Annotated in this window: 24 protein-coding genes, 1 pseudogene, 1 riboswitch and 1 other annotated feature; of the genes and pseudogenes, 11 read left to right on the plus strand and 14 right to left on the minus strand. The window is 57.6% G+C overall.

Annotated features, from left to right (window positions below; all coding sequences use genetic code 11):
* The first annotated feature begins 109 nt into the window (after positions 1-109).
* Positions 110-457, plus strand: coding sequence for a YugN family protein (locus tag SD70_RS08970; RefSeq protein ID WP_041047246.1), 348 nt, complete (start codon positions 110-112; stop codon positions 455-457).
* A 15-nt stretch (positions 458-472) separates the two neighbouring features.
* A complete protein-coding gene (gene ftsW / locus SD70_RS08975) occupies positions 473-1639 on the plus strand; it encodes a putative lipid II flippase FtsW (protein ID WP_041047247.1) in 1167 nt (388 codons plus the stop codon).
* Between the two features lie 132 nt (positions 1640-1771).
* On the opposite strand, the gene SD70_RS08980 is transcribed toward ftsW, so the two are convergent.
* Complete coding sequence (locus SD70_RS08980; RefSeq protein ID WP_041047248.1) at positions 1772-2152, minus strand: Asp23/Gls24 family envelope stress response protein; 381 nt, start codon at positions 2150-2152, stop codon at positions 1772-1774.
* A 171-nt stretch (positions 2153-2323) separates the two neighbouring features.
* Between SD70_RS08980 and cax the strand changes: the two genes are divergently transcribed.
* A complete protein-coding gene (gene cax / locus SD70_RS08985; RefSeq protein WP_041047249.1) occupies positions 2324-3370 on the plus strand; it encodes a calcium/proton exchanger in 1047 nt (348 codons plus the stop codon).
* Between the two features lie 13 nt (positions 3371-3383).
* Here the strand turns inward: cax and SD70_RS08990 are convergent, their stop codons facing one another.
* Positions 3384-4178: a M12 family metallopeptidase gene (locus tag SD70_RS08990; protein ID WP_041047250.1), complete on the minus strand. Its 795-nt coding sequence runs from the start codon at positions 4176-4178 to the stop codon at positions 3384-3386.
* Between the two features lie 179 nt (positions 4179-4357).
* Here SD70_RS08990 and SD70_RS08995 point away from each other — a divergent pair, with 179 nt between their 5' ends.
* Both SD70_RS08995 and SD70_RS37800 read left to right on the plus strand, forming a co-directional pair.
* Positions 4358-4966, plus strand: a complete 609-nt coding sequence (locus SD70_RS08995) for a hypothetical protein (protein WP_041047251.1) — start codon at positions 4358-4360, stop codon at positions 4964-4966.
* A 288-nt stretch (positions 4967-5254) separates the two neighbouring features.
* Positions 5255-5797 (plus strand): annotated as a pseudogene (locus tag SD70_RS37800) (M12 family metallopeptidase); the annotation flags it as partial.
* Positions 5798-5945: 148 nt separating this feature from the next.
* Here SD70_RS37800 and SD70_RS34665 read toward each other — a convergent pair.
* From SD70_RS34665 to SD70_RS09015, 4 genes are all read right to left on the minus strand, one after another.
* Positions 5946-6227: a YlaN family protein gene (locus SD70_RS34665; RefSeq protein WP_082053227.1), complete on the minus strand. Its 282-nt coding sequence runs from the start codon at positions 6225-6227 to the stop codon at positions 5946-5948.
* Positions 6228-6368: 141 nt separating this feature from the next.
* On the minus strand, positions 6369-6617 hold the full coding sequence (locus SD70_RS09005) for an HPr family phosphocarrier protein (protein ID WP_041047253.1): 249 nt from the start codon (positions 6615-6617) through the stop codon (positions 6369-6371).
* Positions 6618-6693: 76 nt separating this feature from the next.
* A complete protein-coding gene (locus tag SD70_RS09010; RefSeq protein WP_041047254.1) occupies positions 6694-7380 on the minus strand; it encodes a TVP38/TMEM64 family protein in 687 nt (228 codons plus the stop codon).
* Positions 7381-7516: 136 nt separating this feature from the next.
* A complete protein-coding gene (locus tag SD70_RS09015) occupies positions 7517-8263 on the minus strand; it encodes a hypothetical protein (RefSeq protein WP_041047255.1) in 747 nt (248 codons plus the stop codon).
* A gap of 345 nt (positions 8264-8608) precedes the next feature.
* On the opposite strand from SD70_RS09015, the gene rpsD reads away from it, so the two are divergent.
* A complete protein-coding gene (rpsD, locus tag SD70_RS09020; RefSeq protein WP_041047256.1) occupies positions 8609-9208 on the plus strand; it encodes a 30S ribosomal protein S4 in 600 nt (199 codons plus the stop codon).
* Between the two features lie 83 nt (positions 9209-9291).
* Here rpsD and tyrS read toward each other — a convergent pair whose 3' ends face one another.
* Positions 9292-10551 carry a tyrosine--tRNA ligase gene (gene tyrS, locus SD70_RS09025; protein ID WP_041047257.1) on the minus strand — a complete coding sequence of 420 codons (1260 nt, stop codon included), beginning with the start codon at positions 10549-10551 and terminating at the stop codon, positions 9292-9294.
* A 49-nt stretch (positions 10552-10600) separates the two neighbouring features.
* Positions 10601-10890: a binding site (T-box leader), on the minus strand.
* Between the two features lie 116 nt (positions 10891-11006).
* On the opposite strand from tyrS, the gene SD70_RS09030 reads away from it, so the two are divergent.
* Together SD70_RS09030 and SD70_RS40265 are read left to right on the plus strand one after the other, a co-directional pair.
* Entirely contained in the window at positions 11007-13496 is a 2490-nt protein-coding gene (locus tag SD70_RS09030; RefSeq protein ID WP_231571123.1) for a transglycosylase domain-containing protein, read from the plus strand.
* 401 nt (positions 13497-13897) lie between these two features.
* Positions 13898-14128, plus strand: coding sequence for a fibronectin type III domain-containing protein (locus SD70_RS40265; RefSeq protein WP_394297947.1), 231 nt, complete (start codon positions 13898-13900; stop codon positions 14126-14128).
* 110 nt (positions 14129-14238) lie between these two features.
* On the opposite strand, the gene acsA is transcribed toward SD70_RS40265, so the two are convergent.
* Positions 14239-15963, minus strand: a complete 1725-nt coding sequence (gene acsA, locus SD70_RS09035) for an acetate--CoA ligase (protein ID WP_269432449.1) — start codon at positions 15961-15963, stop codon at positions 14239-14241.
* Between the two features lie 271 nt (positions 15964-16234).
* On the opposite strand from acsA, the gene SD70_RS09040 reads away from it, so the two are divergent.
* Together SD70_RS09040 and SD70_RS09045 are read left to right on the plus strand one after the other, a co-directional pair.
* Positions 16235-16873, plus strand: coding sequence for a GNAT family N-acetyltransferase (locus SD70_RS09040; protein ID WP_041047258.1), 639 nt, complete (start codon positions 16235-16237; stop codon positions 16871-16873).
* A 45-nt stretch (positions 16874-16918) separates the two neighbouring features.
* Positions 16919-18109, plus strand: a complete 1191-nt coding sequence (locus SD70_RS09045; RefSeq protein WP_231571124.1) for an acetoin utilization protein AcuC — start codon at positions 16919-16921, stop codon at positions 18107-18109.
* 165 nt (positions 18110-18274) lie between these two features.
* On the opposite strand, the gene SD70_RS09050 is transcribed toward SD70_RS09045, so the two are convergent.
* The 3 genes from SD70_RS09050 to SD70_RS09060 form a co-directional block, all read right to left on the minus strand.
* Positions 18275-18976, minus strand: coding sequence for a 5'-methylthioadenosine/adenosylhomocysteine nucleosidase (locus SD70_RS09050; protein WP_041047259.1), 702 nt, complete (start codon positions 18974-18976; stop codon positions 18275-18277).
* Positions 18977-19055: 79 nt separating this feature from the next.
* A complete protein-coding gene (gene ccpA, locus SD70_RS09055) occupies positions 19056-20060 on the minus strand; it encodes a catabolite control protein A (protein WP_041047260.1) in 1005 nt (334 codons plus the stop codon).
* A gap of 123 nt (positions 20061-20183) precedes the next feature.
* Positions 20184-20591, minus strand: coding sequence for a hypothetical protein (locus SD70_RS09060; RefSeq protein WP_041047302.1), 408 nt, complete (start codon positions 20589-20591; stop codon positions 20184-20186).
* Between the two features lie 283 nt (positions 20592-20874).
* On the opposite strand from SD70_RS09060, the gene SD70_RS09065 reads away from it, so the two are divergent.
* Complete coding sequence (locus SD70_RS09065; RefSeq protein ID WP_041047261.1) at positions 20875-21399, plus strand: type 1 glutamine amidotransferase domain-containing protein; 525 nt, start codon at positions 20875-20877, stop codon at positions 21397-21399.
* 114 nt (positions 21400-21513) lie between these two features.
* Here SD70_RS09065 and SD70_RS09070 read toward each other — a convergent pair whose 3' ends face one another.
* The 3 genes from SD70_RS09070 to SD70_RS09080 all read right to left on the minus strand — a co-directional run bounded on the left by SD70_RS09070 (position 21514) and on the right by SD70_RS09080 (position 25766).
* Positions 21514-21885 carry a hypothetical protein gene (locus SD70_RS09070; protein ID WP_041047262.1) on the minus strand — a complete coding sequence of 124 codons (372 nt, stop codon included), beginning with the start codon at positions 21883-21885 and terminating at the stop codon, positions 21514-21516.
* 88 nt (positions 21886-21973) lie between these two features.
* Positions 21974-22074, minus strand: a riboswitch (cyclic di-GMP riboswitch).
* Positions 22075-22138: 64 nt separating this feature from the next.
* Entirely contained in the window at positions 22139-23881 is a 1743-nt protein-coding gene (gene ptsP, locus SD70_RS09075; protein ID WP_041047263.1) for a phosphoenolpyruvate--protein phosphotransferase, read from the minus strand.
* Positions 23874-25766, minus strand: a complete 1893-nt coding sequence (locus tag SD70_RS09080; RefSeq protein ID WP_041047264.1) for a glucose PTS transporter subunit IIA — start codon at positions 25764-25766, stop codon at positions 23874-23876. The genes ptsP and SD70_RS09080 overlap by 8 nt, the downstream gene beginning before the upstream one ends.
* Positions 25767-25807 lie beyond the last annotated feature (41 nt).

Raw genomic sequence — 25807 nt, forward strand, 5'->3', positions numbered from 1 at the left:
GCGCCATCAAATGGTCGAAATTGCGGTCTTGACGCGACTTGCAGAGAGCGGGGAAACATACTATCATGGATGAAGAATTGAAAAATCAAGCAAAAGCGAGGCGTGACCATTGATTATCGAAACGAACGGTTTAAAAGGCAAGACAACGGACTTCGCCCACCTTGAAGAGACAACTCAAAAACTCGGCTTCGTGCGCTGGCAATGGGAATATACCCGGGCCACTTACGATTATAAAATCGAAGACAAAGCGGCCGGCGCCGAGTACTACTTGCGCTTCAACATCCGCGTAGAATCCGGCAAGCTGGAATCTCCGTATGCCGTCGTCCGCCTGGAAGACTCCTATATCGGACGGGCTACGTTCCCGCACGGCCTTGATTACGAGAGCCCGATTCCGGAGCCTATTCTGAAAACGGCGAAGCAGAAGCTGGCGCAGCTGCAAGAGCAGCTTTCGGACTAAAGCGAGGGGTCGCCGGTGAGCTCGCCGCGGCGCGGAACGCCCGACTTCCTGCTGCTGTTTTTGACGTTCCTGCTCGTCTGCTTCGGACTGGCGATGGTGTTTAGCGCCAGCTACTATATCAGCACGCCGCTCCATTATTTGAATACGCAGGCAATTGCCGCAGGGGCAGGCACCGTCGGCATGATTTTGGCGATGAACGTCCATTACACGAAGCTGCGCAAGCTCGTGCTGCCGATATTCGCGGTCATCGTCGGGCTGCTGCTCGCCGTGCTCGTCATCGGCAGCAGCCAGTACGGGGCGAAAAGCTGGATTAAGCTCGGCCCGTTCAACTTGCAACCGACCGAATTCGCCAAGATCGGGATCGTCCTGTATCTCGCCAACTTGATCGGCAAAAAAGAGGACAAGTTTCGCGATTTCAAGACTGGCCTCCTGCCGGCGCTGATCGTACTGCTGCTGGTCATCACGCTCATTTTGCTGCAGCCGGACTTCGGCTCCTGCGTCATTTTGCTCTGCGGGGCGATGCTCGTCATTCTCGCCGGCGGGGCGAATTTGAAGCATCTGTTTCTGCTCGCCTTCTCCGGAGCGGCGGTGGTGACGCTCGGCCTCGCCGTCTACATTATGCGAAACGGCTTCGACGACTCGCTGCGCTACAAGTGGGCGCGCGTCACCTCGTTCCTCAATCCCTGGTCGCAAGAATGCCGCATGGGCGATTGCTATCAAATCGTGCAATCCCTTTACGCTTTCGGCCACGGCGGCATTACGGGAGCGGGCTTCGGCCAAGGCATCCAGAAGTTGCAATATTTGCCCAAAGCGTATAACGACTTCATCTTTGCCATCATCGGCGAAGAGTTCGGATTTATCGGCGCCACCCTGTTTCTGCTCGTCTACTTGCTGTTCATTTGGCGCGGCATCATCGTCGCCCTTCGCTGTCCCGATTTGTTCGGGACGCTGACCGGCATAGGCATTATGGGGATGATTGCGCTGCAGGCGCTCGTCAATTTGGGAGGGGTAACTTCCAGCATTCCGATGACGGGCGTGACGCTGCCGCTTATTAGCTACGGCGGCTCATCCCTCATGGCCACCTTGATCAGCATCGGCATTTTGCTCGGCATTTCCCGCGAGCAAAGCTTGACCGAAAGCAAACAAACGAAAGCAACGAAAAAACCTAGCGTGCCCGCATAAGGCTGCGCTAGGTTTTTTTCTCCGTCAGAAAGTATGAGCTGTGCCTATACATGGGCTGATTCCGCTAAGGTAAACGCGCGCGTCCTAAGGACGGCGCAAGCCGTTTATCCTTGGCTGCGAAACGGGCGCGAGTTACTTGACGCGGTGCGGATCCTCGGACTGCTCCTCTTCTTTGAACGCGACGCCTTCGACCTTGACGTTCACTTCCACGACGCGCAGGCCGGTCATGTTCTCGACCGCATCCCGGACGTTGTCCTGCAAATCGCGGCATACGTCCTGAATTTTGCTGCCGTACTGAACGATGACGCGCAAATCGATGGCCGCTTCCAGCTGGCCGACTTCGACGGATACGCCTTTCTGCGCGTTTTTGCCGCTCAGCCGCTTGGCGAGACCTTCGGAGATGCCTCCCGACATGGCGGCGATTCCCGGCGTCTCCAGTGCGGCGAGACCGGCGATTGTCGAGACGACGTCGTCAGAAATGCGAATGAGCCCGGATTGCGATTGTTCCGACATTTTGGATCCCCCCACCCATCATAATCACCTCTATTGTAAACAAAACGGCCGCGGCTTCGCAACCGTTCCCATCGCTAACCCGCCGTTACGGCCGCCGCTAGCGCGAGGTTTACTTTAAAGGGAAAAATTTGTATAGTACAGGAGGAAGAGATTCGGGTCGGAGGGTTCAGCTTGAAAAAGTATGCGTTCTACATCGCCTTAATTGTCAGCTTTGCCGCCAGCGGAGCCCTGCATTACGGACATGCCAACATGACGCTGCAATTTGCCGTTTCCGCCGTCGCCATCATTTTCGTCGCCGGCTTTCTCGGCCGCGCTACGGAGAGCGTCGCCCACCATGCCGGCGAACGGATCGGAGGCTTTCTTAACGCTACGTTCGGCAACGCGGCTGAGCTCATCATCGCTATTTTCCTCGTCAAAGACGGTTTGTTCGATATGGTGAAGGCGAGCTTGACCGGTTCGATCATCGGCAATCTGCTGCTCGTGCTCGGCATCAGCGTCTTGGCCGGGGGGCTGAAATTCAAGGAGCAAAACTTTAACGTCAAAATGGCCGGGCACAACGCCTCGCTCATGTTTTTGGCGGTCATCGCCCTCATCATTCCGGCGGTGTTTGCGCGCAGCTTCACGATCAAGGAAACGAGCACGCTCAGCTTGCTCGTAGCGGGCATTTTGATCGTCGCTTATTTGCTGTGGCTGCTCTTTTCGATGGTTACGCACCGCAACATGCTGTCGGACGAAGTCGTCGAGCACGGCGGCGAACCGGCGTGGTCGATGAAGCTCGCCATCCTGTTTCTGATCGTCGCAACCATCATGACCGCTTTCGTGAGCGAGTGGCTGGTCGGCACCGTCGAATCGTTTACGGCTGAGTTCGGGCTGTCGGAGCTGTTCGTCGGCGCTTTCCTCATTGCCATTATCGGCAACGCCGCCGAGCACAGCGCCGCCGTCATGCTCGCCACCAAAAACAAAATCGGTGCCGCCGTCGAAATCGCCATCGGCTCGTCGCTGCAAATCGCCCTGTTCGTCTCGCCCGTTCTAGTCGTCGTCAGCTGGCTGTTCGGCCGCACGATGGATCTTGTGTTCAGCTTCTACGAGCTGGCCGCCATCGCCGTCGCCGTACTGATCTGCAAGTCGATTTCGCAGGACGGCCAGACGAACTGGTACGAAGGCGTCCTGCTGCTCGTCGTCTATTGCATTCTCGGCATCGCGTTTTTCCTGGTATGACGCGAAGACGGCCTTACGAGTAAAAATCGATGATTCCTTCGATATCGATCGGCGACAGACCGTCTCTTTGGCCGATAGGCTTATCCTGCACGGGCACAAGCGTTTCTGTGCCCGTTTTGGCGAAGGCGACTTTGGAATAATGCATGATCGAGCCGTAATCGTAGGCCGCCGGCTTAATGACGTTGGGATCGGTCACTTTTTCGAAGTTGGGCTTGAGCGAATCGTCTCTTACATTTTCGGGGTGGTAGGTTACATACGTATCGCGGTCCGGCCGCGTATGCTCATGAAACATGCCAAGCGCATGGCAAATTTCATGCATAATTTTCCCGGGCTTCGGCGAGTTGTCGGGAACGTTGATTTCTTGAGCGCCGCCTTGTTTGCCTACAAACGACGAATATCCGGTCCCCTTCACAAAAAGAACGTAGTCGTGATCGCTTGCTCCCGCCGCCTGCAAATTCACATACTGCTTCCCGCCTTTATTCAGCGATAAATTCATGCCGTTGATCGCTATTTCGATAGCCGCCTTCATCGTTTCCGTCACGCTGCCGTCGATTTTGTAGGGCACGATCCCGTTTGGCCATTTGGCGCCTGCCTGAAGCGTAAAAATCGCCTCCACGCCAATTTCTGCGGTCGGGGCTGCCGGCTCGCCCCGGGACGAAGCCAAAATCATGTCGCCCTCGAAAACAAGCACCCCGTCATACTCCACGCAGTTTACCGCGAAGGCCGGTCCTCCGGCGTACGACAAGCTCGCTCCTCGCCATGTTCCCCGTTCGTACAAATCCAGTGCATGCAGTTCTTCTTCGTTCATGTCGACTAGCCCTCCACTATTCCATTTTTTAACAACACGCGATAATTACGCCGATAAATTCCATATTATTCCGTTTCTTCTTTTTAAATTTTATATTGGAATATGTTGCCATAACCGTCAATACACTAGGTCTCGGTTAGGGGATAACCCCTAAAACAAACCTGGGGAGGAATTAAGCAATGACGTCTTACAGCCTGAACATCGCGTTTGAGAAGGAAGATGCGAATCTGATCAACTCCATTAACCAGAAGGTTGTACTGGTCAAGCAAACCGCATCCTCTTCGTCCAACAACAATGTGGCATGGGTAACATTCGATCCGTTTGAGAACAACACCGTTTCCTGGACGGAGGAATACTCCGTATACGCCTCCACCAGCGAAGTTCAAAACGGGGCCGTTATTCAAAAGCTGTCCGTCGAAGAAGCGGCCGACGGTAACGTCTACGATTTTGTGAACAACGTCTTTCATCTTGACACATCTTTGACGATTCCGAAAAGCTCGTACGGCATTTATAACTCGACCAACAAAGTGCTGACCTTTGGGCTGGCCCAAGATGTCACCGTCAATAACGGCTTCTTCAAAGCGGCCCCGATCAATGCCGCCAGCGTGCTCGGCGGGCAGGACGCCACGTTTACTCCGCTCACGCAAGTGCTGGTATTCCTGCAAAATTCGTATCAGGACGGAGTCGTCCTGACCAGAGTATTCAGCCAAACGTATAAAGCCGTGTTCGGAGACGGCAATTTTGTCGTCAACCTGCTGTATCGGAACGGCAACTTTGTGAAAGTGTGACGAGCCTTTGAAGGGAAGCCGCGGACAGGGGAGAAGCCGGCAAGGCTTCTCTCTGTATGTAGCGACGATATGAGGACGCGGGAGGGAGCCGAGATGTCTCCACTGATGGACCAATACTATGCGGAAGTTTATTCGGAAGCCATGTTTGCGGATTTGAACAAAACACCGGGGCCGACCTTTCAACAGGGGCACGTTTGCATCGCCGGAGTGCCCGTAGCGATCAGCTACTGGCCGTACCGGGGACAGGCGCTTCTCGAGGGCGATATCGTGCTTTCCAGCGAGGAGCAAATGGCGGCGTATAACGACTACATTGCCGAGTGCGCCACCTATGGCAAGCAGCCCGACCCTGACGACAAGCGCACTGTACATTTCAAGCGCCCGTGGCCGGACAAAGTCGTTTATTACATGTTCGATTCGTCGATCACCCAAGACTTGAAGGACGGGCTGGTCGGCGCCATGACGGAATTGACGCAGCTTCTCGGCAACGCCGTAACGTTCAAGCAAAGAATCATGGAGGACCATTTTATCATCTATGAGCTGGCGGAAGACGGCTACAGTTCGTCGGTAGGAATGATCGGCGGAGAACAGTTCGTTCGGTTCCCTGCCGATTATGAGAAAGGAATATTGTTTCACGAAATGCTTCATGCGATCGGCTTGACCCACGATCAGACGAAGCCGGCAAGGGCTACAACGATTACGATCAATGATGCGGCCGTCATTCCCGGCCTGGTGCCGCTGTTCGATATTGTCCAAGACCCTGAGGAGCTGGCGGCTCCCTCCTACGATCCCAATTCGATCATGCATTGCGGTCCGCAAGCTTTCGGACAAAACGGTGCACGACCCTTGTCGCGGTCCACCCGCCCTTGCTGCCGTCAGGCCAGCGGGAAGCACCGTCGCCGGGCAATATCGCCGCGGTGCAGAAGCTGTATGCAACCTCGTGAACAAAAAAAAATGGCCTCCCGCAAACAGGAGGTCATTTTTATCGTCCGAGCGCCTCGTACAGCTGCGCCAAATTGCGCTCAAGCTTGCTTAAAATTTGTTTGCCGACCGAATCGGTCACGAGTCCAGCCCGCACCGCGAAATCGATCTCGCGCGACAACCCGTACATCTGGGTATCGAGCACTTCCTCATACAGCGGGCATTTCCGCGTGGTGAGGTTCTCCATCTGGACTTCGATCAGCTTCTCGATCTTGTCGGCGTCCTCTTGCAACAGCTGAAGCGCTTTTTGATTCAAGGTCAACAGCAGATCGGATGATGACATCAGCACTTCCCCCTCACGCCTGATCCAAGCATTCTTGATCTAATATTAGACGAAAACAGGCCAAGTTACAAGAGAACGCCCGCCGTTTCGCTGAAAACGGGGGCGCTTCTAGCCGTAAAATCTGTTCAACTTGTCACTTCGTTATTCGCTAACGACGTTAACGGCGAGCCCGTGCTTCTCGAACACTTGAGACATGGCCGTCTTCGCTTCGTCGGCATCCGGACCGTGCACATGCAAATTGTAGCTGCCGCTGCTGGTCAGCGTCGTGAACAGGCCGAGAATGCTTTTGACATCGATATACTTATTATCGTACTGTAGGACGATCGAGGAGCGAAATTTATTGGCGGTTTGGGAAATTTCCACAATCGCTGCGTTGTTGGCATTCGTCATATGTACATTCCTCCTATATATGGAACTGCCTATACCAACATGATACCGATTTCTTTTTGGAAGTGCAATACTAAGTTTACGGTTCTTTGCGGCCGCTGAGCCGCTTGCGGAACACGTTGCCCGCAGCCATCAGCAATGCGAAAACGAGCAGCAGGATCAACAGCTGAACGCGGTAACGTTTGAAATGGAGCAAGTAATTCGTAATTTGCGATTCCAAAAACACCATCGGCAGCTTGCCGAGCAGCGTGCCGAACAGAAACGCTCTGAAGCTCACCTTCGTCACGCCCGCGCCCAGGTTGACGAGCGAGGACGGAATGACCGGAATGAGCCGCCCGACGAGCACGTACAGAAATCCGTTCTTCTCCATTTGTTTGTTGAATTGCATCGCCTGCGGAGATTGGTTCAACCGCCGCATCACTTTGTCATGCCCAAAGTACCTGGCAAACAAAAAAGCGCTGACCGCCCCCAGGCAAGCCATCACGTAGTTAACGACAAATCCCCACGGCGACGGATACAAAATAACGTTGACTCCCGCTACGACGACAAACGGTACGAACGGCACAGCCGTCTGAACGTACACGAGCAGCGCGCCGATCACGTTGCCGGCCGCACCGAACGATTGCAAATAGCTTGACAGCTGCTGCATGCTCATATGGGTAATATGCACGCCCTGCCTCGTAAAAAAAAGACGGTAAAGGGCAATAACGGCCAATACGCAAAGCGCAATAGCCGCCGCCGCTTTCCACCAAGTCCATCGTTTCATAACTTCCCCCGTTACTATTCGTCCTGATGGAGGAACAACGCCCGCCATGCCGTATTGTAGCATACAACGGAAACGACCCCAAGCGAAATATTAAAGGGCGGACTTGATGTGCGGCCGGCATAGACCGCTTATGATGCTATTCGCCAAAAGTATAAACGGTTTGTCCGGTTTCCGTTCGGTTTTGACCGCCGCTGCGGTAACGGAGATTTGTCCCTAGCGACAATCGCAGCGGCCGGTTGTTTTTGTCAAGCCAGAACGTCATTTCGCCTTCGGCCTGAAGCGATCCCAACATCTCGTCGAGGCGAGCCGACTGCTCTGCTGCTGCGCCCTGCAGCTCGCTGCGCAGCTGCCCGGCTTTTGCTCCCGATACGCCCCGCGGCGGCGCCTGGAGCGCGGCTGCGAGCTGCCGCTGAATGTCGCCCTTCTGCGTCAGCAGCTCGCTTGCGACCAGTTGCCGCACTTCGTCCGGGTTCAGCTTCACACTGACGGCGCGGCTGGAACTGTCCGACTGCGCACGATCCAGCCGCGCCTGCCCTTTCAGCTTGTCGTAGTGCTCCAGCCAAAGCGGCAAATTCCATCGCAGCGGCGGAACGTCGGCGGCATCCGGCGTATTCCGTTCCGCCATTGTGCCTGAGCGGGCGGCCAAGGCGGTCACTTTGCCTCCGGCCATGCTCCCTTCGACCCGCGGCAGCTGCGGCAAAGGGAAACCGTCCACTGCAGTTTGCGACTGTTCTTGAAAATGAATGCTTTCGGCCTGCCTAATGGTCTGAACGGCGCTTGCCGCGAGCTGATCCGCATCGTTCCGAGCGCAGCCTGCCGTTCCGGCCGCGAGCAACGAGATTGCGCCGATTGCCGCCCAAACCGCTTTAAAGCCGCATATCATCCGGATCCCATCCTTTCTTCGGCAGTTAGGGACTGTATGCGCTGTAGCGTTTCCACCTTGGCGGGATTCCATCCGCGCGGAATACGGCTCCAATGCGGAGATTCTACTTGACATGCCTAGCATAGTTTAATAAAATGAATAGTCGAGTACAGCTAAGATACGGTGAAGGTTTTGCGTGTGTTCACCCTCTTCGATGCAGCTCCTGACGGGACAGCGGCTGAAACATTTTCCCGTTTCGCGTTTAGCGGCCTCCAATCCGTTATTCGCTCATGAGCGGCCTCGGCCACCTTGCCTTTTGCCAGCATCAGTGCGACAAAAACAATGTCAAAGGAGTGCGTTTCGCACATGGCACGTTATACAGGCCCTAAATTTAAATTAAGCCGCCGTCTCGGCATTTCTTTGAGCGGCTCCGGCAAAGAACTCAAGCGTCCGTTCCCTCCGGGCCAGCACGGTCCCGGCCAGCGCAAAAAGCTGAGCGGCTACGGCGTACAGCTGCAAGAAAAACAAAAGCTTCGCCACATGTACGGTCTTGGCGAGAAGCAATTCCGCAACCTGTTCGAGAAAGCCGCTCATATGCCGGGTAAAGCGGGCGAGAACTTCATGTTCCTGCTCGAGAGCCGTCTCGACAACCTGGTGTTCCGCCTCGGCTTAGCCAACACCCGCGCCGGCGCCCGCCAGCTCGTGTCCCACGGGCACGTGACGGTGAACGGCAAAAAAGTGGACATCGCTTCTTATCTCGTATCGACCGGCGACGTGATCGGCCTGCGCGAGAGAAGCCGCAATATGGCTTCCATTAAAGAAGCGCTTGCGAACCGCCACCACATCCCGACTTACCTCGAGTTCAACGAGCAAGCGATGGAAGGCCGCTACGTTCGTCTGCCGGAGCGCGGCGAGCTGGCCCAAGACATCGACGAAAGACAAATCGTCGAGTTCTACAGCCGTTAATCGCTTTAATGAATTGAAAAATAGGGCTGTCCCGCAAGTCATCGCCGATGACGGAGGGACAGCCCTTTTTGCGCTTGCCTAAATTACGATTTAAAGCGAATCAGGTAGTAATTTTTTTTGCCGCGGCGCAGCACGACGTATTTGCCGCCGATGCGGTCTTCCGCCGTCAATGTCGCCTCCAGCGCCGTTACCTTGTCGCCGTTGACGGAGACGGCCCCTTTTTCCACGTGCTCGCGCGCTTCCCGCTTCGAGGACGCCGCACCCGCCTGCAGCACAAGATCGACGAGCCCGATCGGCTCGTCCGGCAGCGTCTTGGCCGGCGCGTCCTGAAACGCTTCTTCCAGCTCCGCTGCCGTCAGCTCCTTCACATTGCCGTCAAACAGCGCCTTCGTAATGTTGATTGCGCTGTCCAGCGCCTCGCGGCCGTGGACGAGCTCGGTGACTTCGCGGGCAAGCACGCGCTGCGCCTCGCGTTTTTCCGGAGCAGCCTGCAGCTCCGCTTCGAGCCGCTCGATCTCGTCCGGCTGCAGAAACGTAAAATATTTCAGGAAGCGGATAACGTCGTTATCGTCGGTGTTGACCCAGAACTGGTAAAACTGGTACGGCGACGTTTTCGCCGCATCGAGCCAAATCGCCCCCGACTCGGACTTGCCGAATTTCTGGCCGTCGCTTTTCGTCACGAGCGGTAGCGTCAGGCCGAAGGCGCGCTTTTGCGTCGTTTTGCCGATGAGCTCGAGGCCTGCCGTGATGTTGCCCCATTGGTCGCTGCCGCCGACCTGCAGCGTGCAGTCGTGCAGCTCGTTTAGCTGGAGAAAATCGTACGCTTGCAAAATCATGTAGCTGAACTCGGTGAACGAAATGCCCCGCTCGATGCGCGAGTCGACCGAATCTTTGGCCAGCATGTAGTTGACGGTGAAGTTTTTCCCGATGTCGCGCAAAAAGCCGATGACGTCGAGCTTGCTGAGCCAGTCGTAGTTGTTGGCCATCAGCGCCGCACCCGGCTCGCCGCCGAAATCGAGAAAACGCGACAGCTGCCGGCGCAAGCTCTCCGTCCACCCCGCGACAACGTCGGGCGAATTGAGCGTGCGCTCGTTCGCTTTGCCGCTCGGATCGCCGATCAGACCGGTGCCCCCGCCGACAAGCGCAATCGGCCGATGGCCGGCTTTTTGGAAGCGTCTGAGGCACAAGATCGGCAGCAGACTGCCGATATGAAGGCTGTCCGCCGTCGGGTCGAAGCCGCAATAGAGCGTCACGCGCCCTTCCGCCAGCTGCTTCTCCAGCTCTTCGCGGTCTGTCGTTTGCTTGATCAGCCCGCGCCACTCCAAATCTTGCAAAATGTTCATTTTCTCTGCACTCCTTCGACTCATAAACTGAAAAAAAGCCCTCGCGTCCCCAAGGGACGAGAAGGCTTTGTTCTCGCGGTACCACCCTAATTAAAACGCTGCGGCCCGAATGTAGTAGAGGGACGGCGAACGTTTTCGCTCGGAGCCCGATAACGGAGGCGAGCCGTGCGGAAGCTACTGAACCGAGGCCATGCGGGTGCCTGCGCCCTCGCATGCGGCCGTTCCCTTCCCCTGCTCCGGAGCGTATTTCGCCTCGCCTGCCGCAGCCGGTTCGCACCTGCCACCGGTTCTCTGAATGCCGCACAGAGCGCGCTACTAAATCTCCATCGTCGCATTGCTCCGTATATATTACCGAAGCGGCGGGCAAAAGTCAACAGCCGGTGCAATGCGATGTCCACATATTGCCGATTGTGGTATAATGGAAACGGTTGTTCTTAAGGAGGATTTTCGAACTGATGCGTAAATTTATTGCGTTTTTCCGCAAAAAATGGGTGCGAACGACGGCCGGAATCGCTGTCGCCACCGTCAAATGGCTGTTTATTTTCCTCATCCTGGGCGGCATCGTCGGCGGCGGCGCCGCATTCGGCTACGTCACCGCGCTCGTCAAGGACGATCCGGTACGCTCCCGCGATTCGATGATGGAAATGATTCAGGACAATTCCGTTACCGGCTTCGTCCATTTCGCCGACGACAGCGTCATCGGCCAGCTTCGCACCGACGAAGACCGGCGCCTGGCGAAGCTGGGAGACATTCCGCAAGTGCTGCTGGACGCTGTTTTGGCCATCGAAGACAACGATTTTTACACTCACAACGGCATCGATCTGAAAGCGACGATGCGCGCCGTCGTGCAGAAATTGCTGCACGAGGACGTGCAGACGGGCGGCTCGACGATTACCCAGCAGCTGGCCAGACGCGTGTTCCTGACGCTGGGCCGCGAAGACGGCCGCAAGGCGAAAGAAATTTTTCTCGCGATGCGGATGGAGCGGCTCATGTCCAAGCAGGAAATTTTGCTCGCCTATTTGAACAAAATCCCTTACGGCAACGGCTCGACGGGCTACAACCTGTACGGCATCAAAGCCGCGGCCAAAGGGCTGTTCGACATCGACGATCTGAGCAAGCTGAACGTTGCCCAAGCGGCGTATTTGGCCGGTTTGCCGCAGCAGCCGAGCAACTATACCGCTTTCAACAGCAAAGGGGAGTTTGACCAGGCCGGCTTCAACCGCGCGGTGACGCGGCAGCGGCTCGTGCTGAAGCGGATGCTGGAGGAAGGCAAAATTACCGACGCGCAGTACCAGGAAGCGCTCGCCTTCGACCTGAAAGGGTCGCTCGCCAAGCCGAAGCAAAAAGCGTACAATACATATCCTTATTTGATGATCGAGGCCGAGCGGCAGGCGACCGACATTTTGCTGCAGCAACAAAAGCCCGGACTCGACCCGCAAAAGCAGCCGGCCGCGTACAAGGAAGCGTACAACGCTATGCACGACCAGCTGCTGCACGGCGGCTACCACGTGTACACGACGATCGACAAAACGATTTACGACGCGATGCGCGACATCGCCGAAAATCCGAAAAACTTCGTGCCCGACGATCCGAAAGATCCGAAAAAAACCGAGCAGGTCGGCGCGATCATGCTGGACAGCCGCACGAGCGCCATTCTCGGCATGATCGAAGGACGCGACTTTTCCAAGGAGCAGTTGAATCACGCTACGCAAGCGCTGCGCCAGCCGGGGTCGACGATGAAGCCGATCGCCGCCTATTTGCCGGCCATCGAGAAAGGCGCGATTCAGCCCGCCAGCGTCATCGACGACGTGCCGATCATTCTGAAGGACGGCACCAAGGCGTCCGGCGGCTACCATATCCCGGCCAACTGGGATTCCGACTATCACGGGCTCATTACGGCCCGAACGGCGCTCAACCAGTCGTACAACATACCGGCCATCAAGCTGTATCTGGACGTCGTCGGCATTAATCAGGCGTGGGATTTCGCCAAGAAGCTGGGCATCACGTCGATCCAAAAAGAAGACTATCAGGCGCAAACCGGCGTCATCGGCGGACTCAAATACGGTACGTCCGTCAAGGAGCTGACGAACGCGTATGCGGCGATCGCCAACAAGGGCGTCTTCAACGAAGCGTATATGATCCGCAAAATTACCGACCCGAACGGCAAAATCGTCTACGAGCACAAGCAGCAGCCGAGCACCGTTTTTTCCGAGCAAACGGCCTACTTGATGACGGATATGATGCGGACGGTCATTACAGAAGGAACGGCGACGGATCTGAAAAGCAAATTCGCCTATTACGGCAAAATCCCGATCGTCGGCAAAACCGGCTCGACGCAGGACGATACCGACGCCTGGTTCGAAGGCTTCACGCCCGACATCACGCTCGGCGTCTGGGTCGGCTACGACCAGCCGGTCAACAAGCTGACCAAAGCGAACGGCTCTACTTCGCACGCCAAAAACGTCTGGGCGCTCGCGATGAACGCCGCCGTGGAAAAGCGGAACGACCTGTTCAAGACGAAAAGCTTCGAGAAGCCGGACGGCATCGTCACCGCTACCGTATCCAACTTGTCCGGCAAGCTGCCGAGCGAGCTGACGACGAAAACGGGCCATACCGTCACCGACATTTTCAATAAAGATTTCGTGCCGACCGAGCAGGACGACGTCATGGTGAACGCCAAAATCATACCGTACAACGGCCGCAACTATTTGGCGCAGCCGGCAACGCCAGACGACATGACGCAGGACCGCACGGTTATCAAGCGCGCGAAGCCGATCAATCAGCTGCTCGAAGACTGGAGCAAATTTTGCAAAAAGTGCCGGAGGACCGGCGCAAGCCGCTCGACAGCTACAAGCCGCTCGATTACGATTCGGACGCTCCGTCCGAAATGGATCCGCGCACCGACGACGGCAAGGACCCCGCTGCTCCGACGGGTGCAGTGCTGAGCAAAACGGCCGAAGGCAATACGATCTCGTTCCAGGCGAGCCCGAGCGCGGACGTGGTCGGCTACAGGTTATACCGTTCCGACAACCATGGGCCGCTGCGGCTCGTGCCCGGCAAAGTAGCGCTGTCCGGCCAAGATTTGAAGCTTACCGATACGCCGCCGGCCGGGATGACGGTCATTTATGCCGTCAAAGCGGTGGACGTGGCCGGCAAAGAATCGCCGGCCAGCAATCCGGTATCTCCCGAAGGCGCTGTCGACCCACTTTTGCTGCCGCCGGGTCAAGGCCTGCCGGGAACCGAATCCGGCAACGGCACCTCGGGCGGCGTCCCACCCGGCCCGCCGGCCAAGTCACCGCCGAGCACACCGGCGGATTTGACGCTGAAGGCTACCGCCAATACCGGCATGACGCTGAGCTGGAAGGCCGCGGGCGCCAGCGACCGCGTACTCGGCTACAACGTCTATTACAGCGATGCGCCGAACGGAACTTATAAGAAGCTCGGCACGACGCCGGCCAAATCGACGGAATTCCGCTACTTTGCCCTCTCCTATGACGGCTATTACAAAGTAGCCGCCTACAATGAAGCGGGCGAGTCGAAGCCGACGGCTGCGGTGGAGTATAAGACGCCGCAGTAAGCCGCCAAGCTAAGCCAAGCCGCTATCGCCACAATCGAAAGGCCCTCGCCCGGATGCTGTTTCGCATCGCTCGGGCGAGGGCCTCTTTTGTTGATTGCGATAAGGGAGAATTAGTCCTCGATGGTGGACAAGTCGCCGGTCGGCAAGTTGAGTTCCCACGCTTTCAGGACGCGGCGCATAATTTTGCCGCTGCGCGTTTTCGGCAGCTTATCCTTGAACTCGATTTCGCGCGGTGCGGCGTGGGCGGACAGCCCTTCCTTCACGAATTTGGCGATGTCGGCTTTCAGCTCCTCCGACGGCGAGTAGCCTTCGCGCAGCGAGATGAACGCCTTGATGATTTCGCCCCGCATCGGATCCGGCTTGCCGATGACGCCCGCTTCCGCTACGGCCGGGTGCTCGACGAGCTTGCTCTCGACCTCGAACGGTCCGACGCGCTCGCCGGACGTGTTGATGACGTCGTCGATACGGCCTTGGAACCAGAAGTAGCCGTCCTCGTCCATATAAGCGGAGTCGCCGGAAATGTACCAGCCCGGAATGCGGAAATACTCTTCGAACTTGGCCGGGTTGTTCCAAATTTTGCGCATGAGCGACGGCCACGGCGTCTTCACCGCAAGGTTGCCCATCCGATACGGCGGCAGCACATTGCCGGCGTCGTCGATGATTGCCGCCTCTACGCCAGGCAGCGGGCGGCCCATGGAGCCCGGCTTGATCGGCATGGCCGGGTAATTGCAGATGAGCTGGGCGCCAGTCTCGGTCATCCACCACGTATCATGAATGCGCTGGCCGTACACTTTCAGTCCCCAGCGCACCACTTCCGGATTGAGCGGTTCGCCGACGCTCAGCACATGCCGCAGCGACGACAGGTCGAACTGCTTCACGACATCGTCGCCCGCGCCCATCAGCATCCGGAACGCGGTAGGAGCGCTGTACCATACGGTTACTTTATATTTCTGAATCGTATTGTACCAATCCTGCGGGCTGAAACGGCCGCCGCGAATGACGTTCGTCGCTCCGTTGAGCCACGGCGCGAAAATGCCGTACGACGTACCCGTTACCCAGCCCGGGTCAGCCGTGCACCAGTAGACGTCGTCTTCCTGCAGGTCGAGCACGACGCGGCCCGTGTAGTAATGCTGGATCATCGCGTTGTGCACATGGAAAACGCCTTTCGGCTTGCCAGTGGAGCCAGACGTGTAATGAAGAATGAGTCCGTCCTCGCGGTCCACCCATTCCATGTCAAGCTGATCGGAAGCTGCCGCCATCTCTTTGTGGAAATCGACTTGTCCCGGCTGCAGCTCGATATTGTCGCCGACGAGAATAATATGTTTCAGGTTCGGCAGGTCGGAAGCCGGTACGCGCGGCAGCAGCGCCGGCGTCGTCACGATCGCCACGGCCGAGCTGTCCTCGAGCCGGTCCTTGACCGCGGTTTCCATGAACGCTTCGAACAGCGGGCCGACGACGGCGCCGATCTTGATCGCCCCGAGAAGGGCGAAATACAGCTCCGGCGTGCGCGGCATGAAGATGAAGACGCGGTCGCCTTTGCCTACGCCGAGCCCCCTCAGCACGTTGCCGAACTTATCCGATTCCCGCTTCATATCCGCGAATGTATAGGACGCTTCCCGCTGCGGGTCGCTGTAGTGAAGCGCGATTTTGCCTGCGCGGGACGATGCCGCATGACGGTCGATCGCCTCGTAGGCCATGTTCACTTTGCCGCTCGTTGCCCAAGAGAAGCTGGCCTCGACGTCTTCCCAGCGGAAGCCGGCGCGAGTCTCCTCGTAATTGTTCATGTTCGGATGTGCAGCTACAACATCGATAACTTCACCTTTCAATTGGCTCACTCCAAAAACCTCCATTTCGGAATAAAACGCTTTCACAATTTCATCAAATTTATTATAACATACCCCCTCCGCATTCGCCTACGGATTTTCAGCCTGTAAAACCAAATTTTACACTGCAGAAACCAGCGCTCTTTCCTCCGTGCGGAAAATTTGCTATAAGTGAAGTAAGTAACTTTGCGCAGCACATCCGCGCAGATGGAGTACGCCGCACATGCGCCGCCTGTTATCGATCGCGAGGCAAATCGTGTCCTTAAGGAGGAACGTTGCCGTCATGGAGCATTGGAAAAAATATCACAGCCTCACGCTGAGGCCCGAGGCGTTTTCCGCCGGAATCGTCGTCGAAGGTCCGGTCGAGCCGGATCGGCTGAGATCGCTCGTTATGCATCGCACGCTGGACATGTTTCGCAAGCCGAAGGAGCAGCTCGAGGCGCTCATCGAGATTGCCGGGCTGCCGGAGGGCCGCATCATTATCGCTCGCGACGGTGACGTCATTATCGGCTATGTAACCTTCCACTATCCCGACCCTATCGAACGGTGGTCGGAAGGAAATATGCCCGATCTGGTCGAGTGCGGCGCGGTCGAGGTGGCTGACGACTTCCGCTCGATCGGTCTCGGCAAGGCGATGCTCCGCCTCGCCTATGAAGATGAACAGCTGGAGAACGTCATCACGTTCGCGACGGAATATTACTGGCATTGGGATTTGGAGAAAAGCGGTCTGTCCGTCTGGGAATACCGGGCGATGATGGAAAAGCTGATGAAATCGGTCGATATGGTATGGTTCGCCACCGACGACCCGGAAATTTGCTCCCACCCGGCGAACTGCCTGATGGTGCGCATCGGCAAGCGGGTGCCGCTGTCGTCCGTCGAGCAGTTCGACCGCATTCGCTTCCAGCAACGATTCATGTATTGACCGACTGAATGACGGAACCCGGTTCCGCGTAAGGAGTCCGATGCGATGAAAGATGTGATGAAAACCGTTCCCGTCTTTGTTTACAACGAGCATGAAACCCGTTACCGGTTCAACGATACGCATCCGTTCAACCAGAAGCGGCTGCTGCTCACCTTCGATTTGCTGCGCCGCATCGGGGCGCTGCCGGCAGAGGCGATCGTCGCCCCGCGTCTCGCTACCGCAGCCGAGCTGTTGCGCGTGCACAGCCCCGCTTATGTGGAAGCGGTGGAGCGGCTGAGCGATCCGGCGCCCGACGCGCACTGGCAGCGCGAAGCGCCCCGCTTCGGCCTCGATACGGAGGATACGCCGTTCTTCCCCGGCATGCACGAGGTGACCTCTTACGTGGTCGGCGGATCGATCGTCGCTGCCGAGCAGGTTATGTCGGGCGCTGCACCGCACGCTTTGCACCTCGGCGGCGGGCTGCATCACGCGCTGCGCAGCAAAGGAGCCGGCTTCTGCGTTTATAACGACGCCTCGGCGGCTATCGCCCATATCCGCGAAAAGTACGGCGTCCGGGTGCTCTACGTCGATACCGACGTGCATCACGGCGACGGAGTCCAGTGGAGCTACTACGCGGATCCGCACGTGTGCACGCTGTCGATTCACGAAACCGGCAAATATTTGTTTCCGGGCACCGGGGACGTCTCCGAGCGCGGCGAAGGCGACGCCTTCGGCACGTCCGTGAACGTGCCGCTAGAGCCGTATACGGAAGACGACTCGTGGCTGGAGAGCTTCTCGGACGTGCTCGCCGCCGCCGTCCGCCGCTTCCGGCCTGACGTCATCGTCTCTCAGCACGGCTGCGACGCGCATGCATACGACCCGCTTGCGCACCTCCAATGCTCGATGCGCGTGTACCGCGACATACCGGCGCTGCTCAGGAAGACGGCGCTAGAACATTGCGGCGGCCGCTGGATCGCGCTCGGCGGAGGCGGCTATGACATTTGGCGCGTCGTACCGCGAGCGTGGAGCTTGCTGTGGCTGACGATGTCCGATCATCCGCTGCTGAGCGAGCTGAAGCGGGATCCTGAGTTGCCGCTCCCTGCGTCTTGGATCGAGGCGTGGCAGCCGGAAAGTCCGGTGCCGCTGCCGGCGACGTGGCTCGATCCCGTCCACAGCTGGCCCCCGATTCCCCGCCGAGACATCATTACCGAGAAAAACCGCCAGACGAAGCAAATCGCCATGATGTATTTAACATAAACAGCTGCATGAGGAAGCGGCTTACGCCGTCTTTCGGACTATTGCGTTTCCCGAAGAAAAATAAGCGCGGTTATGAAGCGCAGCGATATAAATTTTTATATTTTGAAAAAAGCACGGATCTGCCCTTTTCGGGGCGCAATCCGTGCTTTTTTCATAGCTGCCTGTTTACAGCCGCTTCACCATATCCTCGACGATGCGGTACGAGTTCTCCGCCGCCATCACCGTAAACTCCGCAAAATTGACGTGTGCGGAGCCGTCCGCCTTGTCGGACATCGACCGGATGACGACGTACGGCACGCCGTTCATCGCGCATACTTGCGCCACCGCGGCGCCTTCCATCTCCGTGCACGCCCCCTGCAGCTCGTCGTGAAGCTGGCGCACCGTACTGCGGCTGGCGATAAACTGATCGCCGGAGAGCACGCGGCCCCGCTTTGTCCGGCCGGGAAACAGCTTCTCGCTGGATGCCCAAGCCAGATCGAGCAGTGCGGCGTCCGCCGCAAATACGGACGTTTTCTCGTACGGGATAACGCCCCGCGCGAAGCCGAGCGCCGTTACGTCCATATCGTGCTGCATGCACTCCGTGGAGACGACGATATCGCCGATGTTCAGCGCCGGATCGAGCGCGCCCGCCACTCCGGTGAAAATGACGGCATCTGCGGCGAACCGGTCGAGCAAAATTTGCGTGCACACCGCAGCGTTCACTTTCCCGACGCCGGAGCGGCATACGACGACGTCGCGGCCGCAAAACCGGCCTTGCCGGTAAACGATGCCGGCTATCTCCGTCTCCTTCACATCTTCCATATGCTTGATGAGCAGCTCGATCTCTTCATTCATCGCTCCGATCAAGCCGATTGTGCGATACGCCATCCGTTTTCTTCCTTCCTGGTCTGATCTGCATACGAAAGCCGCTTTGCCCGAAAGCAAAGCGGCGATGATCCAATTTCGGTTAAACGCTGCGCGTCGACTTGCGGTGAATAATTTCGTGCGGCAGCACGACCTGCGATTGTTCCACCGAATCTTTGTTCATCAGCTTCGTCAAGAGCCGCATCGAAACGGCGCCGATGTCGTACATCGGCTGCGCTACCGTCGTCAGCTGCGGGCGTACCATGGACGCCATCCGGATATTGTCGATGCTCATGACGGACACATCGTCCGGAACTTTCAGACCGGCGTCCTGAATGGCGTGGATCGCGCCGATCGCCATCTCGTCGGTCGCGGAAAATATCGCCGTCGGCCGCTTCGCCAGCCCCAGAAAATAGCCCGCTGCTTCCATGCCGGATTCGTACCGGTAATTGCCGACGCGCACCAGCTCTTCGCGCACCGCAATGCCGGCCGTCTCCAACGCGCGCTTATACCCTTGATAGCGGGCATATCCGTTCGCAGGGTCCTGCAGCGTGCCGCTGATCATGGCGATGTCGCGGTGTCCTTCGCGCAGCAGCTCGCTTACAGCATCAAACGCCGCGCCTTCATGGTCGATGTCGACCGAAGGCATCGTCTTCTTCTCGTCTGCCGTCGCGCACAGCACGACCGGCACGGACGATGTCTTGAACGCTTGCAAATGCTCGTCCGTCACGATGCCGCCCATGAACAGCAGACCGTCGACCTGCTTTTCCAGCAGCGTGTTGATGACGCGAATTTCTTTCTCCTTACGCTTGTCCGCATTGCACAAAATGATGTTGTAATGGTACATGTTGGCAATGTCCTCGATCCCGCGCGCCACTTCGGCGAAAATCGGGTTCGATATATCGGGAATGACGACGCCCACTGTCGTCGTCTTCTTGCTGGCCAGCCCGCGGGCAACCGCATTCGGGCGGTAGCCGAGGCGTTCAATCGCCTCGAACACTTTTTTCCGCGTTTGCGGTTTCACATTCGGATTGTTGTTGACGACGCGGGATACGGTCGCCATCGAAACGCCGGCTTCTCTTGCCACATCATAAATCGTAACGGTCACGGTCGCTCTCTCCAATTATCACAAATAGTCAGCGTGCTAGTACATTTACGATAATGATACGACAAAATGCGCCTTCTTGCAATGAAAACCAATTGGAATTTTCATGGAAACCGAAAATTCGCTTTACGCCGATATGGAATGCTGCGAAATTTGCGCCAGCCGGGCGCGAATTTCTTCGCTCCAACGCTCGTCGCCGACCGATTTGGCAATCAGCATCATATCGAGCAGCTCGTTGATCCGTTCCTGGACGATGCGTTCCACGCTTTGCGCCTGGTGCTCTTTCTCCGACACTTTGCGCATCAAATACGCGATTTCGGACAGTTCGTCGAACAGCAGCTGCTGCTTGCCCGGCTCGCTTCCGAGCCGGCCGATCAGCACGGTCAGCTCCGGCTTCACGCTCGGCAGCACCTCGCTGCGCTGGCAGGAATCGCACGAATAGACAGGCACATTTTCGATGTCCACTTTGTTTTGGTAAATGACGGTGCGCAGGCGAAGGGTCATCTCAGTGCCGCATTTACAAAGTTTTTGCACAAAATCCTCTCCCCCGGAAAACAAGAACCGATGGCCCGCCGGCCTGGCTCCATGTACCCGAAATATTCGAGTTCCGGCGGGGATTCTCCTGCTTCCCGCGTGCAGTAAGTTTTTGCCAAACCGTCTCCCCGATTCATTCCCCCTCCGCTCCGCATCATCCTTTCGTAAGCGGGCATTATCCTGCGTGCCGGCCATGCTGACTGTACGCGCACAACCGAAACGCTGCAAGTATGGTACAATGAAGGATGGAGTTTTCATACTGCAAGGAACGGAGGCGGCTGATATGAGATTGGCAGGAAAACGCGTGCTCAGCTTGGTCGATGAGGAATTCGAAGATTTGGAGCTGTGGTACCCGATCTACCGGGTGCGCGAGGAAGGCGCGGAGGTTATCGTCGCAGGCGCGCAAAAAGGAGCGACGTATGTCGGCAAGTACGGCGTGCCGGCGAAAAGCGACGTCTCGTTCGACGAGGCGGATGCGGCGGATTACGACGGGTTGCTCGTCCCCGGCGGCTGGGCCCCGGACAAGCTGCGCCGCTACCCGAAAGTGCTGCAGCTTGTGCAAAGCATGAACGAAGCGGGCAAGCCGATCGGCCAAATTTGCCATGCGGGCTGGGTGCTCGTCTCGGCCAAAATATTGCAAGGCCGCCGCGTGACGTCCACTCCCGGCATCCGCGACGATATGGAGAACGCTGGCGCCATTTGGCTCGACGAAGCCGTCGTCGTCGACGGCAATCTGATTTCGGCGCGCCGGCCGCCGGATTTGCCGCCGTACGGCAAAGCGTTCTGCGACGCGCTGGCAGCCCGTTAAGCGGCAAGTTGGGAAAGGAAACGGGCCCTGTCCAATGGACGGGCCCGTTTCCCTGCAAAATAGCCCTCAAGGCAGGCCATCGCCGAAGCCTTGAGGGCTATTTTTACAAAACGCTCAGTATAGCACCGTTACGCGGATGTCCCCGAAATGCGCGGACGGCACGGGAGCGATGAGCAGCTTGCGATCGCCGGCAGGCAAGCTTTGGCTTAGCTGCTCGATATCGAGCAAACGGGCTTCCGGCTCGTTCCACGCTTCGCGAATCGCATTCTCGCCCAGCCCTTCGAGGATCATATCGGCGATGGCGGACGGGATGCCGAGCAACACTTGCGGGCCTTCGCCGCGCTGCTCCAACCTGAGCCAGAGGAGCGTCTCCGAATGCGCAGCTGCCGTCAGCTTCCACTGCTCCTGCGGCACCGAATAGGGGGTCAGCTTGCGAATGATGTCGTCTGCCAGTTGCGGCAAAGTCGGTACGAATAGCGTGGGCATTGCATTTCCTCCTCCAGAGTGTAAATAAAAAACTGCTCCCCGAAATGAGCAGTTAATCCCCGTCGGAACGGAAATGCACTGACCCACTTTCGGCAACCCAGCCACCCTGGCTGCGGCACCGTACATGCCGCCGCTTTAGGCCTGTGGCTTTGCGTCCCCGGCTTTCGCACGGGTATGCCCTTATCGATTTAGGTATATCTTACGAACTAAGTCTAGTTTACCACAAAAACCCTTTTTGACAAGGTGATTTGCGTCAATTATTTGCTTGCAGCGCGTAACGCCGCTCCTCGAACGCAAGCCGCTCATGAATTTGCTGCGCCGACGGCAGCGACAGCAATTCGTGCAGCAGCTTATGGCTCTCCGCTTGGTCGCTGTGCAGCAGCCGGTCTTTCACCTGCAGCATCGAATGCGCGGAAATGCTCAGCTCCTCGATGCCGAGCCCGAGCCATATCGGCAGCGCCTTGACGTCTCCCGCCATCTCGCCGCACACCGCAACCGGAATATCGGCGCGCTTCGCAGCCTCGACCGTCATGCTGAGGAGGCGCAGAACCGCCGGATGATACGGCTCGTACAAGCCAGCTATCGTTTCGTTCATCCGATCGACGGCGAGCGTATACTGAATCAGATCGTTCGTGCCGATCGAGAAGAACGACACTTCCTTGGCCAGGGCGTCGGCAATGAGCGCAGCGGCAGGCACTTCGATCGTAACGCCGACTTCCAGCTGCGCGTTATACGGCGTGCCCTGCGCCGCCAGCTCCCGCTTCGCTTGCTCCAGCAGCTCGTTGGCTGCCCGCACTTCCTCTACGGACGAAATCATAGGATACATGAGCTTCACGTTGCCATAATGGCTCGCCCGCAGCACGGCGCGCAGCTGCTCCTTGAAAAAGTCCGGCCGGTCAAGGCTGATGCGTATAGCCCGGTAACCGAGGAACGGGTTGTCCTCTTTGGCCAGCGTCATAAAATCAAGCCTCTTGTCGCCCCCGATATCGAGCGTGCGAATGACGAGCGGCTTTCCGGCCAGCTTCTCGGCCGCTTTGCGGTACACCTCGAATTGTTCGTCTTCGCTAGGCGGCGTATCCCGATCCATGTACAAGTACTCGGTTCTGAACAGCCCGACGCCGCCGGCTCCGTTGCGCAGCGCCTGATCCAGCTCCTTCTCGACGTTGATGTTGGCCAAAAGACGAATGAATTTGCGGTCGACCGTCATCGGCGCGACGTCGGCGATTTCCTGCAGGCGCTCTTTCTGCTTTTGCCACTGCGCCGCCCGCTCGCGGTACACGGCGACTGTCTGCTCGTTCGGATTAACGTATACCGTCCCTTCCATGCCGTCCACAATAAGCAGGTCGCCCGTCTGTATAGGCTTCAGCAGCTTGCCTTCAAGTCCGAGCACGAGCGGCAGCGACATCGCCCGGGCCATTATGGCGGTATGCGACGTTTTGCCGCCGACCATTGTAGCCATGCCCAGCACGCGCGACGGATCAAGCTGCGCCAGCTGCGACGGCGAAAGCTCCTTGGCCACGAGAATGTACGGATGGTCCGCCGGCGGCGTCGCCTCCTCCTCCATATCGCCCAGCAAATGCTTCAGCAGCCGGTTGCCGACGTCGCGGATGTCCGCCGCGCGGTCTTTCATGTAATCGTCGTCGATCAGATCGAACATCCCGACGAATTTATCGATCACTTCCTTGACCGCCACTTCCGCCGCTTTGTATTGATGCTCGATAATGCCTTGAATTTCATTCATGAAAACGGGGTCTTCGAGAATCGCCAAATGCGCGTCGAAAATCGCCGACTCTTCCTGCCCGACCGCTTCCTTGAATTCCTGCTTGATGCTTTCCAGCTCGCTTTTGGAGTAGCGGATTCCCTCGTATAACCGTTCGAACTCGTAAGCGAGATCGGTGACGTCAATCGCCTTGTCGGGGAAATCCCATTCCCACGCCGGGACGACGAACGCTTTGCCGATCGCAATTCCGGGAGACGCCCCTATTCCTCTAATCACGCGTTTTCCCCCTCGCCGCTTCTTCTGGTTTGAGCACTACCGACATGACGGACGCCTGGCCCCGTTTCACCGCTTTGAACGGCGCATAGCTCCAGGATCGCACTTTGGCCGAGTTCGTAATAACCATCGGCGTCGCCAGCGAAGCGGCATGCTTTTTCACTTTCGCATAGTTGAAACGGATCAGCAGCTGGCCGGGTTCGACCCAGTCGCCCTCCTTCACGACGGCGGTGAACGGCTTGCCCGGCAGCTGCGACGTGTCGATGCCGACATGCAGCAGCACCTCGAGGCCTTGCTCGGTTTCGATGCCGAGCGCATGGTGCGTCGGATAGACGTGCATAATCCGTCCCGCCACCGGGGCCACGATTTCGCCGCGTTCCGGGTAAAACGCGACGCCTCCGCCGACGATCTTTTTGGCGAAAATCTGGTCCGGCACTTCCTCGATCGGAATCATGCGGCCTTGCACCGGCGAGCTGAAAGCGACATGCGTCACGTCCTTGACGAGCGCCTTCATCATTTCCTCGCGGATCAGCTCCGAATACGTGCCGAACACGACCTGCACGTTGCCGCCGCCGAGCCGGATGACGCCGGCTGCGCCAAGGTGGCGCAAAGCCGTAATGTCCATAAGGCGATCGTTCAGCAGCGTCAGGCGCAGCCTTGTAATGCAGGCCTCGACTTTTTTCACGTTATTTTTGCCGCCGAGCGCCTGTAAAATGAGCGGAGCCCGGTACGGAATGTCGCCGGCCCATTCTTCCAGCGGCGATCCTTCCTCGCGGCCCGGCGTCGGTATGCGGAAACGGCGGATCGCCCAGCGGAACAGCCCGTAGTACAACAATCCGAACATAAGGCCGATCGGCAGCAAGAGCAAGCCGTTATGGGCCAAATGCTCGTTGATGACATAGTCGATAAAGCCGGCCGAATAGGAAAAGCCGTGATGGATGTCGAGCCAATACGCAATCCCCATCGCGAGTCCCGACAGCAGCGCGTGTATAACGAACAAATAAGGCGCAACGAACAAAAACGCGAACTCGATCGGCTCCGACACGCCCGTCAAAAACGAAGCGAGCGCTGCCGTCAAAAACGTAGCCCTGATGCTGGGCTTCAAATCTTCCCGCGCCTCCTGGATAATCGCAAACGCGATGGCCGGCAGCGCGAACATCATGATCGGATATAAGCCGGCCATATAGATGCCGGCCGTAGGGTCGCCCGCGAAGAAGCGCGGCAAATCGCCGAACGCCATGCGCCCGTCCGGCGCCCGGTATGCGCCGAGCTGGAACCAGAAAAAATTGTTTAAAATATGATGCAGGCCTGTCGGGACGAGCAAGCGGTACAAAATCCCGTAAATGATCGCGCCGAAGCCGCCAAGTCCGAGCAAAAATGTGCTGATGGCATACATCGCCGACTGCAGCGCCGGTCCGAGCAGCACAAACATATACGAAACGCCGATCGCGGCGACGCCCATGCAAAGCGGAACGATGCGCGGTCCGCCGAAAAATTGAATATATTCGGGAAGCTGCACTTCTTTCAGCCGCGAATATAAAAATGCAGCAATGAGTCCGATCAAAATGCCCCCGGATACGCCGAGCTGAAACGATGTGCCGAGATGGTGCTGAGTGATGCCGGTAAACAGCACATAGCCGATCAGCGCCGACATGGCGGAGATGCCGGCGTTGTCCGACATGCCGAGCGCGACGCCGACGGCAAAGATGACGGGCAAGTAATTGAAAATGCTCATGCCCGCCAGCTGCAGCACATCGCCGAACGGACCGGCGTGTATCGCCTGCCACGGCAAATCGCCGAGACTTAGCAAGATGGCGGCCACCGGCAGCGCAATCGTCGGGATCATCAAAGAGCGCCCGAGCTGCTGTAGATTCCCCATCCAGTTCAAAATAAACAGGCCTCCTCCGTTACTTACGATGGTATAAGCTG

The sequence above is a fragment of the Gordoniibacillus kamchatkensis genome, assembly GCF_000829455.1.
In the GTDB taxonomy this organism is placed as follows: Bacteria; Bacillota; Bacilli; order Paenibacillales; family NBRC-103111; genus Gordoniibacillus; species Gordoniibacillus kamchatkensis.

Excerpts from the sequence above, each read along its gene's own strand:
- SD70_RS08980 (WP_041047248.1), bottom strand. The coding sequence starts at position 2,152 with ATGTCGGAACAATCGCAATCCGGGCTCATTCGCATTTCTGACGACGTC.
- SD70_RS08990 (WP_041047250.1), bottom strand. The coding sequence starts at position 4,178 with ATGAACGAAGAAGAACTGCATGCACTGGATTTGTACGAACGGGGAACA.
- SD70_RS08995 (WP_041047251.1), top strand. The coding sequence starts at position 4,358 with ATGACGTCTTACAGCCTGAACATCGCGTTTGAGAAGGAAGATGCGAAT.
- SD70_RS34665 (WP_082053227.1), bottom strand. The coding sequence starts at position 6,227 with ATGTCATCATCCGATCTGCTGTTGACCTTGAATCAAAAAGCGCTTCAG.
- SD70_RS09005 (WP_041047253.1), bottom strand. The coding sequence starts at position 6,617 with ATGACGAATGCCAACAACGCAGCGATTGTGGAAATTTCCCAAACCGCC.
- SD70_RS09010 (WP_041047254.1), bottom strand. The coding sequence starts at position 7,380 with ATGAAACGATGGACTTGGTGGAAAGCGGCGGCGGCTATTGCGCTTTGC.
- SD70_RS09015 (WP_041047255.1), bottom strand. The coding sequence starts at position 8,263 with ATGATATGCGGCTTTAAAGCGGTTTGGGCGGCAATCGGCGCAATCTCG.
- rpsD (WP_041047256.1), top strand. The coding sequence starts at position 8,609 with ATGGCACGTTATACAGGCCCTAAATTTAAATTAAGCCGCCGTCTCGGC.
- tyrS (WP_041047257.1), bottom strand. The coding sequence starts at position 10,551 with ATGAACATTTTGCAAGATTTGGAGTGGCGCGGGCTGATCAAGCAAACG.
- SD70_RS09030 (WP_231571123.1), top strand. The coding sequence starts at position 11,007 with ATGCGTAAATTTATTGCGTTTTTCCGCAAAAAATGGGTGCGAACGACG.
- SD70_RS40265 (WP_394297947.1), top strand. The coding sequence starts at position 13,898 with ATGACGCTGAGCTGGAAGGCCGCGGGCGCCAGCGACCGCGTACTCGGC.
- SD70_RS09040 (WP_041047258.1), top strand. The coding sequence starts at position 16,235 with ATGGAGCATTGGAAAAAATATCACAGCCTCACGCTGAGGCCCGAGGCG.
- SD70_RS09045 (WP_231571124.1), top strand. The coding sequence starts at position 16,919 with ATGAAAGATGTGATGAAAACCGTTCCCGTCTTTGTTTACAACGAGCAT.
- SD70_RS09050 (WP_041047259.1), bottom strand. The coding sequence starts at position 18,976 with ATGGCGTATCGCACAATCGGCTTGATCGGAGCGATGAATGAAGAGATC.
- SD70_RS09065 (WP_041047261.1), top strand. The coding sequence starts at position 20,875 with ATGAGATTGGCAGGAAAACGCGTGCTCAGCTTGGTCGATGAGGAATTC.
- SD70_RS09070 (WP_041047262.1), bottom strand. The coding sequence starts at position 21,885 with ATGCCCACGCTATTCGTACCGACTTTGCCGCAACTGGCAGACGACATC.